14 protein-coding genes are annotated in these 14,707 nt (G+C 27.9%); 10 read left to right on the forward strand and 4 right to left on the reverse strand.

The window, feature by feature from the left end; translation table 11 throughout:
* Nucleotides 1-500, forward strand: a 500-nt coding sequence (locus ACFDSN_RS09075; protein WP_375239532.1) for a glycosyltransferase family 2 protein, incomplete at its 5' end; no start/stop codon positions are given.
* An 18-nt stretch (nucleotides 501-518) separates the two neighbouring features.
* On the opposite strand, the gene ACFDSN_RS09080 is transcribed toward ACFDSN_RS09075, so the two are convergent.
* Complete coding sequence (locus ACFDSN_RS09080; protein ID WP_375239533.1) at nucleotides 519-1,232, reverse strand: polysaccharide deacetylase family protein; 714 nt, start codon at nucleotides 1,230-1,232, stop codon at nucleotides 519-521.
* Between the two features lie 91 nt (nucleotides 1,233-1,323).
* Between ACFDSN_RS09080 and ACFDSN_RS09085 the strand changes: the two genes are divergently transcribed.
* Nucleotides 1,324-2,070: a glycosyltransferase family 2 protein gene (locus ACFDSN_RS09085; protein WP_375239534.1), complete on the forward strand. Its 747-nt coding sequence runs from the start codon at nucleotides 1,324-1,326 to the stop codon at nucleotides 2,068-2,070.
* Here ACFDSN_RS09085 and ACFDSN_RS09090 read toward each other — a convergent pair.
* Together ACFDSN_RS09090 and ACFDSN_RS09095 are read right to left on the reverse strand one after the other, a co-directional pair.
* Nucleotides 2,067-2,837: a DUF5672 family protein gene (locus ACFDSN_RS09090; protein ID WP_375239535.1), complete on the reverse strand. Its 771-nt coding sequence runs from the start codon at nucleotides 2,835-2,837 to the stop codon at nucleotides 2,067-2,069. The genes ACFDSN_RS09085 and ACFDSN_RS09090 overlap by 4 nt on opposite strands.
* 26 nt (nucleotides 2,838-2,863) lie before the next feature.
* The gene (locus ACFDSN_RS09095; RefSeq protein WP_375239536.1) at nucleotides 2,864-3,709 is read right to left on the reverse strand and encodes a glycosyltransferase family 2 protein; all 846 of its coding nucleotides are present in this window, start codon (nucleotides 3,707-3,709) and stop codon (nucleotides 2,864-2,866) included.
* A gap of 76 nt (nucleotides 3,710-3,785) precedes the next feature.
* Between ACFDSN_RS09095 and ACFDSN_RS09100 the strand changes: the two genes are divergently transcribed.
* From ACFDSN_RS09100 to ACFDSN_RS09125, 6 genes are all read left to right on the forward strand, one after another.
* On the forward strand, nucleotides 3,786-4,676 hold the full coding sequence (locus ACFDSN_RS09100; protein WP_375239537.1) for a glycosyltransferase family 2 protein: 891 nt from the start codon (nucleotides 3,786-3,788) through the stop codon (nucleotides 4,674-4,676).
* A 125-nt stretch (nucleotides 4,677-4,801) separates the two neighbouring features.
* The gene (locus ACFDSN_RS09105; protein WP_375239538.1) at nucleotides 4,802-6,649 is read left to right on the forward strand and encodes a hypothetical protein; all 1,848 of its coding nucleotides are present in this window, start codon (nucleotides 4,802-4,804) and stop codon (nucleotides 6,647-6,649) included.
* 4 nt (nucleotides 6,650-6,653) lie between these two features.
* Nucleotides 6,654-7,199 (forward strand): L-threonylcarbamoyladenylate synthase, encoded by a 546-nt coding sequence (locus tag ACFDSN_RS09110; protein ID WP_375239545.1) that lies wholly within the window; start codon nucleotides 6,654-6,656, stop codon nucleotides 7,197-7,199.
* Between the two features lie 60 nt (nucleotides 7,200-7,259).
* Nucleotides 7,260-8,678, forward strand: a complete 1,419-nt coding sequence (locus ACFDSN_RS09115) for a CCA tRNA nucleotidyltransferase (protein ID WP_375239539.1) — start codon at nucleotides 7,260-7,262, stop codon at nucleotides 8,676-8,678.
* A gap of 11 nt (nucleotides 8,679-8,689) precedes the next feature.
* On the forward strand, nucleotides 8,690-9,715 hold the full coding sequence (locus ACFDSN_RS09120; protein WP_375239540.1) for a heme A synthase: 1,026 nt from the start codon (nucleotides 8,690-8,692) through the stop codon (nucleotides 9,713-9,715).
* Between the two features lie 24 nt (nucleotides 9,716-9,739).
* Nucleotides 9,740-10,264 (forward strand): hypothetical protein, encoded by a 525-nt coding sequence (locus ACFDSN_RS09125; protein WP_375239541.1) that lies wholly within the window; start codon nucleotides 9,740-9,742, stop codon nucleotides 10,262-10,264.
* A gap of 98 nt (nucleotides 10,265-10,362) precedes the next feature.
* Here the strand turns inward: ACFDSN_RS09125 and glyA are convergent, their stop codons facing one another.
* On the reverse strand, nucleotides 10,363-11,637 hold the full coding sequence (gene glyA, locus ACFDSN_RS09130) for a serine hydroxymethyltransferase (protein WP_375239542.1): 1,275 nt from the start codon (nucleotides 11,635-11,637) through the stop codon (nucleotides 10,363-10,365).
* A gap of 199 nt (nucleotides 11,638-11,836) precedes the next feature.
* Here glyA and fahA point away from each other — a divergent pair, with 199 nt between their 5' ends.
* Nucleotides 11,837-13,126, forward strand: coding sequence for a fumarylacetoacetase (fahA, locus tag ACFDSN_RS09135; protein ID WP_375239543.1), 1,290 nt, complete (start codon nucleotides 11,837-11,839; stop codon nucleotides 13,124-13,126).
* 94 nt (nucleotides 13,127-13,220) lie between these two features.
* The coding region (locus ACFDSN_RS09140) for a hypothetical protein (RefSeq protein WP_375239544.1) at nucleotides 13,221-14,707 on the forward strand (1,487 nt) is incomplete at its 3' end.

Raw genomic sequence — 14,707 nt, forward strand, 5'->3', positions numbered from 1 at the left:
ATGCAGATGAACGTATTACTAAAAGTTTAAAGATTGAAATTGAAGAAGTTATTATTAGCAATACGCATGACGCTTATAAGTTAAACTTTCCTCATTTTTATATGAATCGTTTTTTATATTATCATGACGATAATGTAACTCGATTAGTAAAACGTAACAATTGTAAATTCAAAGGAAGTGTTCACGAAAAATTAATAGTTAACGGAACTGTAGGACAATTAAAAAATCCTGTATTACATTTTACTTACAAAGGCTTTATTCCTTACGTTACAAAAAAAGATAGTTATGCGTGGTTTCAAGCACAACAACTTTTTGACAAAGGTAAAAAAGCAACCTATTTTCATTTAATTTTCAAACCTATATATCGCTTTTTTAGTAGTTATTTTTTACGTGGTGGCATCTTTGATGGTATTCCAGGATTAACAGTTGCAAGTGTAAATGCTTATGGTGTATTTTCTAGATATGCTAAACTAATGCTTTTACAGCGCGGAATTAGGTAATCTTATTAGCAATTAAAACTATAGCCACTTCCCTATTTTTAGCTTTCTTTTAAAAGTGAACAAACTATCTTCTCCTTTAATATCTATCCTATTTAATTCGTAATTATTTTTAAACGGAAATTTATTCACTCTATTTCCTATACGTAAACCATAAGCCATTTTATTTTGGTGTAAGAGATTAAAAAACGCTTGTTTTTCTTCTTTTTTACGAGGAAACTTACCATAAGGATATGCTAAAATATTATTAACATTAAGCTTGTGCTTAATTATAAAACGTTTACAATGATTAAAATCTTCTTGAATATCTACCAACGACATTTCATGGTATTTCTTATGTTCAAAAGAATGTAAACCCAACTCAATACTTGCATCTAAAGATTTTAAGTCATTTACAGACATAATTTCTAGACTATTAGTGTTCCATAAGTCTTTTCCGCCTATATATTTAAATGGCACAAAAAAAGTAGCTTTAAATCCATATTTAATTAAAAGTGGAATTGCTATATCTAACTGACTTTTATATACATCATCGAACGTTATTATAACAGGTTTATTAGGTAGATCATTACCTGTTTTTAAATCTTGTAATTCACTAAAATGAAACGTTTGATAATTGTTTTCTTTTAAGTATACTAATTGAGCTTCAAAGTTTTGACCAGAAACTGTTAATCCTTTAGCTTCTGAACTACTTTTACAGATATCATGATACATTAAAATAGGTAGTCTTGCCAATGCTTTATTTTTTTATAATAAAAAGAAGTAAAATGTGTACTTTTGACAAATATATAAAAAGCCAACTACACCATACTACTTATTTTTATTCATGATTAGTGCCTTAGCAATTACTTACAACGAAGCATCGCATATAGAACGCTACATTAAGAGTTTATCATTTGCAGACGAAATTATTGTTGTAGATTCTTTTAGTACTGATAATACTGTAGCATTAGCTGAAAAATTAGGAGCTAAAGTTATTAAACGTGAATTTAAAAATTTTTCTGATCAAAAAAACTTTGCAATATCTTTAGCAAAATACAATTGGGTAACATTTTTTGATTTGGACGAAATTGTACCAGAACCATTAATTAACGAAATTAAAAATATTGTTAAAAACAGTAATTCTTTAAATGCCTACGAAGTAAAACGAGATTTTTATTTTATGGGAAAACGCATAAAATATAGCGGATTTCAAACAGATACATCTGTTAGATTATTTAATAAAACAACCTGTAAATACGGTAACCAACCAGTTCATGAAATTATAGAAACTACTGGGAGAATTGGTAAACTAAAACAAACTGTAAAACACTATACTTATAAAGATTTTGACACTTATAACAATAAGTTAAGTCATTACAGTCAATTACAAGCTGAAGCATTGTACAAGAAAAATGTGCGTCCAAATATGTATCATTTTTTATTTAGACCTTGGTATCGTTTTATGCATCAATACTTTTTAAGACTTGGAGTTTTAGATGGTAAAGAAGGTTTTATAATTAGCTACATTCACGCTTTTTCTGTATTTAAACGTTATGTCCAATTATGGTGTTTATACCGTAAAATAGATTAATACTTAATCTTAGTTTTCCAAAAACTTTTTACTTTAGGTTTCTCAAAACCATGACAACCAAAAGGCAATTGGTTCTTATTTAATTTAAATGCTAATTCTGGTTTTCTATCTATAGCAAAACCTAATGCTTCTTTGTAAAATGGAATACTAAAGTCTGGATATTCTTTTGGTACTTTTATTGACCAAAAAACATCTTCCATAACCGTAAAATCATCTTTATTACTTGATAACATCTGCTCAATATCACCTTCCATCTCAAGTGCTATTTCAGCGTGTTTTTGAACATTTCTTAATGATAAACCTCCATTACCAACTTTAAAGAAGATTTTAGAGCGTTTTTTTTTCTTTTTAGAGTGAAATATTTTTTCAATTTTTTTTATAAAAGTGTTTGGACTAGCAATCCATGGAGCTCCTATATAATCATAATCTTTATTACACCAATCTAATAATTCATTTTTAAACACATATGCATCTAATTGGTAAATTAACAAATGTTTGTATTCAGAAAAACGTTTATAGAACTGCTCAGATAACATTAATCTATTGTAACCTAAAACCGAAGTAAAAAAATCATCGTTAAAGGTTTCAAAACTACATTTCTCTAATTTGTAAGTTTTAACAAAGTCTGTAACATCTAATTTTTTTGGTACTACAAAACTAATTGGGAAATCACCTAAAACAGAAAGGCATTGTTTAAGTGAAGCTATTTCAAAATCTCTTAAATTAGTTTGATATAGTGGAATAGTTATAACGACAGGTGATTTCATTTAAAACAATTGTTTAGAAAACAGGTTTAACTTAATAGTCTTTTTATTTTATAAAAAACTTTTCTGTAAAAAATATTGTCTTTATAAAATTTAAAATCATGTTTAGTTTTACTTAATTCTTTAATAACTCTATTAAAAAACATAGATTTATATTGGTCTTCTAAATTATTAAAGATATGCAATTTAGCTAGCTTAGTGTTCTCTTCCATATGATCAAAGTTAACTACTGTACCATTAGGATTCATTCTGTAAAATACTAGTTTTTGATTTACATATTCTGTGCTAAATTCATTTTTATAAAACTCTAACCAAAAACACCAATCTTCGTTTGCATTCAAATCTGTATTAAACCTTATTGAATTTAAAATTGATTTTTTAAAAAGGCCACAATGGATTGGTATAGAAAACTTTAATTCCCATTGTAAGAGTATATTTTCATAATTAAAATCTACTTTGCTTAAGTCACAAAATGCACGTCTAGGTTTATTTATAGTTTTTCTAAATCTTAAAAAATCTGTAATAATCATTCCAGATTTTTTTTTCTGTAAGGCCAAAGAATTTAAAATTTTATCTTTATGCAATACATCATCAGAATCAAGAAATTGAATCCAATCTCCTTTTGCTTGATCTAAACCAATATTTCTAGCATTACTACGTCCTTTATTCTCAATATCAAAAAGTAAAAACCTGTGGTCTTTAGATTTAAAAATATTACAAATTTCTAAAGAATTATCCGTAGAGCCATCGTTTACAATTAAACATTCCCAATTTTTATAACTTTGAGCAAGAACAGAATTTAAAGTTTCTTCTAAAAACTGGGCTTGGTTATAGCAAGGTATAATTATGGAAACTAAAGGTTCTTTGCTTTGCATTGTTTTTATTTAATATATTTACTTCAATTTTATATTATAGCAAATATAGCTTTAATATCATATACAATATAAATTCATGGATATATCCGTAATTATCATCAATTATCACTCTTCTGAATATACTATCAAATGTATTAATTCAATAATTGAACAAACAAAGGAAATTAACTATGAGCTTATAATTGTAGATAACAATTCAAATAAAAAAGATTTAAAAAGGCTTGAAGATTTTACTAAAAATAAGAAGATTATGCTTGTTAAAAGCAAGATTAATCTTGGTTTTGGAGCTGGAAATATGTTTGGTGCTCAATATGCAACTGGAAATTATTTAGCATTTCTTAATAATGATGTTATCTTAATAGAAAACTCATTACAAATTTTATTCGACTTCTTAAAAAACAATAAGAGAATTGGATTGGTTGGTCCAAATCAAATAACAGAAAACAACGCCTTTTTTAAACAATCCTATAGTCATTATAATAGTGTTCATAATATTCCTTTTACGGAAAAAAACTCAACCAAACATTACACCAGACTGTACGGAAAAGAAAAGTTAAAAACACCTTTTAAAGTAGATTTAGTTTCTGGAGCATTTATGTTATTTAAACTAGAAGCTTTCAATTCAATAAATGGATTTGACCAAAATATATTTTTATTTTATGAAGAGATAGATGTATCTACAAGACTATCAAAAAAAGACTATGACACGTATTTTCATCCTAACACAACCTTTATTCATTATCAAGGTAAAAGTTCTGGAAATACAGATTTAAAAATTGAATATTTAGTTTCATATTTATATATAATTCAAAAAAACTATTCTTACCTCAAATTTAAATACCTTAAAACTCTAACTCAATTAAGGTTATTATTTAAAAGTATTAGTCGTCCAAAATATTTTAAGTTATTATTACTAAGTCTTAAAAGTGGTAATTCGTTATCATACTCGAAAAGAGTAAAAAATTAATATTTTAAGCATTTAAAAACTACAAATAAATTTTAGTTAATTATGTTTTAAATAGCTAAAACTATACTTTTGTGGTGTGAGCTAAACTTAAAGCTACTGCTTTAAAATAATTAATATTATATTAAATGATTCATACACTTATAATCTGGAATAAAGCTTTTAATCAAAAGGATCATATTTTAAAAGATATTGATACTAATTTCAACATTATAAATACATTTAATTTTAATTGGAAAAAAGAACATTTCCACGCCAATTTAAAACGATTTTATTCACATTCTCAATACCAAAGAAAATTAAGTAGTTTTAATAAAATTATTTCTAAAAAAATTAAGCATTGTGGAGATAATGAGTTCCTATTAATTGTTTTTGAGGATAAATCTCCTAATTTAACCAAAAGAGAAACTTCGTCTGGTACTAATACAGTGAATTCTAATGTTTTTGATAGAAAAAAATCTTACAGAAAGCTAACTGGCGGAGGACATAAAATACATTCTTCAGACAATTCATTTGAAACTAATAAAGATTTAGTTTTACTTTTTGGACAGACAACAGAAGAATTCTTGAATGAATATTCTAACAAAAACAATAATGCAATAAATATTGCACGCAATATTACTGGTGTTCCGTTCTGGAAAGATGTAAATCAATTATTTAAAGTATTAAACAACTCTATAAATTATGTTGTTTTAAGAAATTTTGAATGCTTACCAAATGAATATAATGTAGAAGGTCATGGAGACATAGACGTTTTAGTAGAAAACGAAAACTTTATGGCTTACCTTACTGGGGCAAAAAATATGTCGCCTAAAAAATCGTATCGCTGTAATTATGAAATTAATATAAATAACGAGCAAGTTCCTTTTGATTTTAGGTTTCTTGGAGATAATTATTATGATGTAGCTTGGGAAAAAAACATATTAGAAACCAAAGAGTTAGCGAAAGACACTTTTTATGTTCCAAACCAAGAAAATCATTTTTTCTCTTTATTATATCATGCTGTAATTCACAAAAGATCTATTGGAAAAGATTACATAAAAAAACTTAACTCTATTAATGATAGCTTTATTCCAAACTTTAAAAATATAAAGTCAGAAAAAGAGTATAGCTTAGCATTGGCTAAATACCTAGAAGATGCAAGTTATAATTTTACTACACCAATAGATAAAACAGTTTATTTTAATGAAAAAAACATTTGTTATTCAGACTATGGAGAACATAGTTATAACAAATACAAACATTTAGTAAGTCAAACTATACTAGAATTTAAAAATAAAAAAATTGCAACTCAAGTCTTTAAATATAATGGGACTTATATAAAAAAAGCAAATGAACCTGTAATTAGCAATGAAATAAAGTATTTATCACTTGTAAATCATTCAACGCTATTCCCCAAAATTATAAAAGTAAACAAATCTAAAATTGATTCTGAAATTTATCTTACTGAAATTAATGGAATTCTATTTTCAGAAATAAAAAGAGCTCCAAAATTTTGGAAAAAAAGACACATTCTAAATGTTATAAAAAGCTCCATTGATGTGCTTATAGAACTAACTGAACATAACATTTTACATAGGGATATTAGACCTGGAAATATTATGATTCAAAAACAAAGTGGCTTAAACACTTCTGTTTTATTCGATTTTGGCTGGGCAACCTCTATTAACACTTTAAATGAATCGTTTCCAGAAGGATTAGGAGATACATTTAAATTCAATGAAGGAGAATTTTCTGATGCTTATTCTATGGGGAAATGTTTAAGAAAACAATTTCCTAAGTTTAGTTTTTTAAAACAAATAACGTCTCCTTTATCTGCTATAACTCCAGAGGATTACAAAAACAAGGAACATCTTATTTTACAATTAAAAGAGGTGAAAAAAACAGCAAATAATCTTAAGTTTTCTAATATTGACGGTATACTCTTAATTACAAAAAGAATTAAATCTTGGCTTAAACATATTTTAAATTTATAAAACCATAGAAACTTCACTTAACATATTAAAACAAGGAAAAGTACTACTCTATCCTACAGATACAGTTTATGGTTTAGGTTGTGATGCTACAAATTTTGAAGCCGTTAAAAAAATTTATCAATTAAAACAGCGAGAAGAATCTAAAGCACTTATTTGTTTAGTTTGCGACGTTAAAATGTTAGAAAAGTATATTGAAACTATTCCTGAAACAGCATATCAAATTATAGAGTTCGCCACAAAACCTACAACTATCATTTACGATAATCCAATTGGTCTAGCTAATAATTTAATAGCAAAAGACAATACGTTAGCTATTAGGATTGTGCATTCTGGATTTGCTCATAATTTAATTAAAACGTTAGGCAAACCTATAGTTTCTACTTCTGCAAATATCTCTGGAGAACCAACTCCAAAAACCTTTAACGAAATAAGTCCACAAATTTTAAAAGGTGTAGACTATGTTGTAAATTTGCCTTGCGAATCTAATAACAAACCATCAACTATTATTAAATTAAGTAACACTGGTGAAGTAAAAATTATTCGCGAATAACAACAAGTGTCAGAATTCATTTCTGAATAAAACTTTTTAGTCAGTTTACAAGTCCTTTTAATGAATTATAAGCAAGCATTACAAAACCCACTTTTTGATACTATTACTAAAGCTTCTCAGCTTTTAAAAACAGACAGTTATGTAATTGGCGGATTTGTTCGCGATTTCTTTTTAAAACGTGGACAAGCAAAAGATATTGATATTGTTGCAGTTGGTAGTGGCATTGAATTAGCAAAACAAGTCGCTAAATTATTACCAAACAAGCCTAAAGTACAAGTTTTTAAAACCTACGGAACTGCAATGTTGCGTTATAACGATATAGAAATTGAATTTGTTGGCGCAAGAAAAGAATCTTATCAAAAAGATAGTAGAAACCCTATTGTGGAAAATGGCACTTTAGTAGATGATCAAAACAGAAGAGATTTTACTATAAACGCATTAGCATTAAGTCTAAATACTGGTACATTTGGAGATTTACTGGATCCTTTTAATGGGATAAAAGATTTAGAAAATTGTATTATAAAAACTCCGCTAAATCCAGACATTACTTATTCGGACGATCCATTACGTATGCTTCGTGCCATACGTTTTGCTACACAACTTAATTTTAAAATAGAAAGTGCATCTTTAGATGCTATCAGTAATAATTCAGGTCGTATAGAAATTATAACAAAAGAACGTATTGTTGTAGAATTAAATAAAATATTAGATAGTCCAGTGCCTTCTGTTGGTTTGCTTCACTTAGAACAAACTGGTTTACTAGAATATATTTTACCAGAACTTACTGCTTTAAAAGGCATTGATGAAGTTGAAGGGCAAAAACATAAAGACAACTTTTACCACACATTAGAAGTTGTAGATAATATTGCATATCATACAAATAATTTATGGTTGCGTTGGTCTGCCTTATTACATGATATAGGAAAAGCACCAACTAAAAAATTCAGTAAAAAAGTAGGCTGGACGTTTCACGGTCACGAATTTGAAGGCTCCAAAATGGTGTATCATTTGTTTAAGCGTTTAAAAATGCCACTTAATGATAAAATGAAATTTACACAAAAAATGGTGTTTATGAGTTCTAGACCAATCGTTTTAGCTCAAGATACAGTAACAGATTCTGCGGTTAGACGTTTAGTTTTTGATGCTGGAGATTATGTAGATGATTTAATGACACTTTGTGAAGCAGATATTACGACTAAAAACCCTAAGAAGTTTAACAAATATCATAACAACTTTAAAATTGTTAGAGAGAAAATTATTCAAGTTGAAGAAAAAGATCATATTAGAAATTTTCAACCACCAGTTTCTGGTGAAGAAATTATGAAGACTTTTAATTTAAAACCTTCAAAAGAAATAGGGATTATTAAAGAGACTATAAAAGAAGCTATTTTAGATGGTAAAATTCCTAACGAACACGATGCTGCTTTCAACTTAATGTTAGAAAAAGGTAAAGCGTTAGGTTTAGTTTCTCAATTATAAAAAAACACAGGATGAGAAAAAGTTTCAGAAATATATCAAAAACCGCTTTGGTTTGTGTTTACCTAATTATAATTGCTGGTGCAATTGTTAGAATGACTGGTTCTGGAATGGGTTGCCCGGATTGGCCAAAATGCTTTGGTTATTATGTTCCTCCATCGGACGAAAAAGACATTGTTTTTAAAGTAAATCACGAATATAAAGAAGGAATTATTATTGTAAATAACGAATCTTTATTAGTAGCTAAAAACAATTTTAAATCTGGTAATATTTTAAATCCAAATAATTGGGAAGCTTATACAGAACATAGTTATGCTAAATACAATCCAACACACACTTGGATAGAATACATTAACCGTTTAGCTACTGTTCTAGCAGGAATTCCAGTTTTAATTATGTTTTTACTGTCCTTTTTGTTTTGGCATAAGCACAAACTAATTCCAATTCTAGGCACGCTTACTATTTTAGGAATGGGATTTCAAGCTTGGTTAGGCAAAACTGTTGTAGACTCAAATTTATCTCCTTATAAAATTACTATTCATATGGTAATGGCTTTAGCAATTGTGGCGTTTATTTTAGGGATTATTTATTTATCAAAAACCAATTATAAACTACAAAAGTTTGATGTTAAATTTAGAAACATCTTAGTAATTGCAATTATTTTAAGTCTAGTTCAAATAGTAATTGGTACACAGGTAAGACAAGACGTTGATCAACAAATTAAATTAGTTGGAAACATAAAAACATTATGGTTAAATAATCCAAATATTAAATTTTACGTTCACAGAACATTTTCAATTTTAGTCTTTTTATTAAATGTATGGCTATTGTACTATAATAAAAAGCACATTTTAGGCTACAATAAAATAAAGTTAGTAATTGCCTGTATTGGTATAGAAATAGTTACCGGAATTGCAATGTACTATTTTAATTTTCCTTTTTTATCTCAACCATTACATATTGTAGTTGCCTCTATAATGATTGGAATTCAGTTTTATATTTTTCTTGAAGCTTATAGTAAAGCTCATAAAATTGCATAACTTTGCACTAGAACAAATGCAGATATGATTTACAGATTTAGAGTTATTTTAGACCACGATAGTAAAGAAGATATTTTTAGAGATATTGAAATTGCAAGTACAGATACTTTAGAAGATTTACATAATAGTATTACACAAGCATTTGGTTTTGATGGTACAGAAATGGCATCTTTTTATCTTAGTAATGACGATTGGGATCAAGGCGAAGAAATCTCTTTATTTGATTTAAGCGAAGGAATGAATAGCGTACGTTTAATGAACGAATCTGCTTTAGATGATTCTGTTGGTGTTAAACAAACCAAACTTATTTATGTGTACGACTTTTTAAGTATGTGGACATTTTTTGTAGAATTGGCTGAAATTGTAGAAGAGGTTGAAGGTGTAGATTACCCAAACCTAATGTTTGTTCACGGACAAATTCCTGATAACGCTCCAGAAAAAGTTTTTGAAGCAGAAAAAGATGAGTTTTCTGACGAATTTGACGATGAAGATGATGATTTTGATATTAATGATTACGATAATTTAGATTTTCAAGAGAATTGGAATTAAATTATTCTTGAACATAAAAGTTCATCTTTAAATAAAACAAAAAAGCAACCATTTATTTAATGGTTGCTTTTTTTTAATTTATATGAAAAACTAAGCATTTACATTTTAAATAAAGGCAAATCTTTCATTAGCTCGTTTACTTTATTTTTAACAATTTCTAATGTAGTTTCATCTTCTGAATTAGTAAGAACATTATCAATTAGCTCAACAACAATTTCCATATCCTTTTCCTTTAAACCTCTTGTAGTAACAGCTGCAGAACCAATTCTAATTCCCGAAGTTATAAATGGGCTTTTATCATCAAAAGGAACCATATTTTTATTTACTGTTATATCTGCTTTTACTAAAGCATTTTCAGCATCTTTTCCAGAAATGTTTTTGTTACGTAAATCTATTAACATCATATGGTTATCTGTTCCATTAGATATTAATTTATAATCACGTTTTACAAAAGCTTCTGCTAATGCGTTTGCGTTTTTCTTTACTTGTAACATATAATGCATAAACTCGTCCGTTAAAGCTTCTCCAAAAGCAATAGCTTTAGCAGCAATAATATGTTCTAATGGTCCACCTTGATTTCCAGGAAAGACACCTGAATCTAACAAAGAAGACATTTTTCGTAAATTGCCATTTTTTAAGGTAATTCCAAATGGGTTTTCAAAATCTTTACCCATTAAAATCATTCCTCCTCTTGGTCCACGAAGTGTTTTATGTGTTGTAGTTGTAACAACATGACAATGTGGTAATGGATCGTTTAAAATACCTTTAGCAATTAAACCTGCTGGATGAGACATATCTGCTAATAATATAGCATTTACACTATCTGCAATTTCTCTAAACTTAGCAAAATCAATATCTCTAGAATACGCAGAAGCTCCAGCAATAATAAGTTTTGGCTGTTCTTTTGTCGCAATTTCTTGAATTTTATCATAATTTAAACGACCTGTTTCTTCTTCTACGCCATAAAACACTGGATTATATAATCTACCAGAAAAGTTTACTGGAGATCCATGTGTTAAATGTCCTCCATGAGACAAGTCAAACCCCAAAATAGTATCACCTGGTTTTATACAAGCGTGAAAAACAGCAGTATTTGCCTGACTTCCAGAATGTGGTTGAACATTAACATATTCCGCTCCAAATAATGCTTTTGCGCGATCTATTGCTATTTGCTCTACTTCATCCACCACTTCGCAACCACCATAATAACGTTTACCAGGATAACCTTCGGCATATTTGTTTGTTAAAACAGAACCTGCAGCTTCCATAACTTGGTCGCTTACAAAATTTTCTGATGCAATTAATTCTAGTCCGTGTAATTGGCGCTCTTTTTCAGCTTCAATTAATTCAAATATTTGTTCGTCGCGTTGCATAACAATAGATTATTTTAATAAGATGCAAAAATAAGAAATAGAAAAGTTTTAATCTTCAATTAAAATGAATTCTTTACAAAATGTATCAATTTCAATAATTATAAAAATTTAACGCATTTTTAAAAGGTTATATTAGTATAAAAATCAAAAATTATGTAGGTTTGATAGATTATTGAGAACCATATAAAAAAATTAACCTATGCCAATTACCGCAAATAATCCAGATAGAAAATCGTGGTTACACGTTGACAAAAATTCAGATTTCCCTATTCAAAATATTCCTTTTGGAGTATTTTTAACAAGAGATGACATTATAACTATTGGAACTCGTATTGGAGATACTGCAATTGACTTAGGTGCTTTGCATCAATTAGGTTACTTTAAAGATATTCCTTTAACAGATGATATTTTTCTTCAAGATACTCTGAACGATTTTATTGCTGATGGACGAAAAACCTGGCGTGCTGTTAGAAATAGAATTGCAGAAATATTTGATGCTGATAATGACCATTTAAAAAACAATTTAAAAGATAAAGAAGTTGTTCTTTTTCGTTTAGATGAAATTGAGATGCAATTACCTGTCCAGGTTGGAGATTATACAGATTTTTACTCAAGCATAGAACATGCCACAAATGTAGGTACTATGTTTAGAGATCCTGATAATGCTTTATTACCAAACTGGCTACATATTCCTGTAGGCTATCACGGAAGAAGTAGTTCTATTATTCCTTCTGGAATTCCAGTACATAGACCACAAGGACAAACTTTACCTGCGGACGCTAAAAACCCTGTTTTTGGACCAAGTAAATTAGTTGATTTTGAATTAGAAATGGCTTTCATAACTACAGATGCTAACGATTTAGGTGAACCAATTCCTGTAGACGAAGCTGAAGAGTATATTTTTGGAATGGTTTTATTTAACGATTGGTCTGCAAGAGATATGCAAAAATGGGAATATGTTCCATTAGGACCATTTTTAGCTAAAAGTTTTGCATCATCTGTATCGCCTTGGATTGTAACTTTAGATGCTTTACAACCTTATAAAACTAAAGGACCAAAACCTTTAAAAAATCAATTACCATACTTACAACAAAAAGGAGATAAAGGTTACGATATTAACTTAGAAGTTGCAATTCAACCAGAAAAGCATCAAGAAACTGTAGTATCTCGTTCTAACTTTAAATATATGTATTGGAGTATGTCTCAACAATTAGCGCATCACACCTCTAATGGTTGCCCTGTAAATTCTGGAGATTTAATGGGAAGCGGAACAATTTCTGGTCCTACACCAGATTCATATGGCTCAATGTTAGAATTATCTTGGAAAGGAACAAAACCTCTTAAAATGAATGATGGCTCTGAACGTAAATTTATTAACGATAACGATACTGTTATTATGCGTGGTTATTGTGAAAATAATGGAACACGAATTGGTTTTGGAGAGGTTAGCACAAAACTTTTACCAGTTTTTGAACCAAAGAAAAAATAATTAATATTAAATTTCTAAAACAACCCTTAATAAAATTAAGGGTTGTTTTATTTTTGGCATATTATTTGACTATAATCGCAAAATCAATATTATTATGAAAAACGTTTCTTCTTACTTAGCACTTTTGCTATTTTTATTTTTCTGTAACAATATATTCAGTCAAAAAAATCAAAAAGAAACTAGTTCGATTTCTTCTCAAATCTTAAACTCAAATTCTTTTAATGAATATTCTGTTGAAAATTTTTTCTTTGATACAGATAAGAAACAATATTTTTCTGGAGAAACAATATGGTATAAATTATATGTTTTAGAAGAGTCAACAAACAAGTTAAATCTTTTAACCAAAAACGTTCACATAGATTTATTTTTTGAAAAAAAATTAATTGATAGTCAAACAGTATTAGTAGATAATGGAATTGCTTACGGGAAGTTCCTAACAAACAAAGACTTTAATTCAGGAAATTACAGATTTCAAATAAACACTAATTACAACAGTAATTTTAAAGCACCATTTAGTTTTCCTATTGAAATTATTTCGCCTTTAAAAAACATAGAACCATCTAAAAACGAATCAAAAGAGCTTGTTAACTTAAAAAACAATAAGCCTATTTTAGAGTTTTATTCAGAAAGTAATTCTTTAGTTAATGATATTCATAATAAAATAATTATCAAATCTAATTTAAAAGAAAACACAATAATTAACTTTATAAACACAAAATCTAAAAAAATTGTAGCAAGTACAAAAACATCTATTGATGGTAGTGCTATTGCTTTTTTTAAACATAATTCTAATATTAATTACACAGCAAAAATAAATTTTAATTCTAAAGAATATTTATTTAACATTCCTAAAGCATCACCGCTTGGTTTTACAATATTTAAAAGTAGAGCTCCTAAAAACTCAACCATTAAAACTTTTATTCTAAAAACAAATGAATTAACTCTTAAGCAATTTGATAACAAAAAAGTTTTTATAATCTTACACAAAAAAGGTTTTATAAAATCTTTTGCAGAGTTAACCCTTAAGAACAATGTATTAGACTACCGCTTATCTTTTAAAAACTCAGAACTCTTTAATGGAATTAATGCAATTAGTGTATTGAGTGAAAATAATGAAACATTAGTTACACGTTATTTTTTAAACGAGGATAATAACAAAATAAACCTTAGTTATAATAAAATATCAGAAGATTCTGTACAAGTTCGACTTAGTAGTAACGTAGATAAATTTGCTAACTTAAGCATAGCTGTTCATTCTGAAGATTTTAATCAAACTAAATCAAATATAAAATCTTCAATTTATTTTGATAATAAGTTTATTAAAGATTCAAAACTAAATGAATACTTTTTCGAAAACCAAGAAAAAGCAGATGATTATTTACAAATAATCTCTGGTGAAATAAATCCATTGCCTTACAAAAGCGTAGCTTCAAAAAAAATAATTTTCAAAAGAGAATATGGGTTTAAATTAAAAGGAAAAATTAACCATAAGATAGATAATGCAAAAGACTATAAGGTAATGCTAACTTCTAAAGAAAATAGCATCTTACTAGTAAAAGATCTTGAAACTGATAATAGCTT

The sequence above is a fragment of the Aurantibacter sp. genome (genome assembly GCF_042094015.1).
In the GTDB taxonomy this organism is placed as follows: Bacteria; Bacteroidota; Bacteroidia; order Flavobacteriales; family Flavobacteriaceae; genus Aurantibacter.

Excerpts from the sequence above, each read along its gene's own strand:
- ACFDSN_RS09085 (WP_375239534.1), top strand. The coding sequence starts at position 1,324 with ATGATTAGTGCCTTAGCAATTACTTACAACGAAGCATCGCATATAGAA.
- ACFDSN_RS09090 (WP_375239535.1), bottom strand. The coding sequence starts at position 2,837 with ATGAAATCACCTGTCGTTATAACTATTCCACTATATCAAACTAATTTA.
- ACFDSN_RS09095 (WP_375239536.1), bottom strand. The coding sequence starts at position 3,709 with ATGCAAAGCAAAGAACCTTTAGTTTCCATAATTATACCTTGCTATAAC.
- ACFDSN_RS09100 (WP_375239537.1), top strand. The coding sequence starts at position 3,786 with ATGGATATATCCGTAATTATCATCAATTATCACTCTTCTGAATATACT.
- ACFDSN_RS09105 (WP_375239538.1), top strand. The coding sequence starts at position 4,802 with ATGATTCATACACTTATAATCTGGAATAAAGCTTTTAATCAAAAGGAT.
- ACFDSN_RS09115 (WP_375239539.1), top strand. The coding sequence starts at position 7,260 with ATGAATTATAAGCAAGCATTACAAAACCCACTTTTTGATACTATTACT.
- ACFDSN_RS09120 (WP_375239540.1), top strand. The coding sequence starts at position 8,690 with ATGAGAAAAAGTTTCAGAAATATATCAAAAACCGCTTTGGTTTGTGTT.
- ACFDSN_RS09125 (WP_375239541.1), top strand. The coding sequence starts at position 9,740 with ATGATTTACAGATTTAGAGTTATTTTAGACCACGATAGTAAAGAAGAT.
- glyA (WP_375239542.1), bottom strand. The coding sequence starts at position 11,637 with ATGCAACGCGACGAACAAATATTTGAATTAATTGAAGCTGAAAAAGAG.
- fahA (WP_375239543.1), top strand. The coding sequence starts at position 11,837 with ATGCCAATTACCGCAAATAATCCAGATAGAAAATCGTGGTTACACGTT.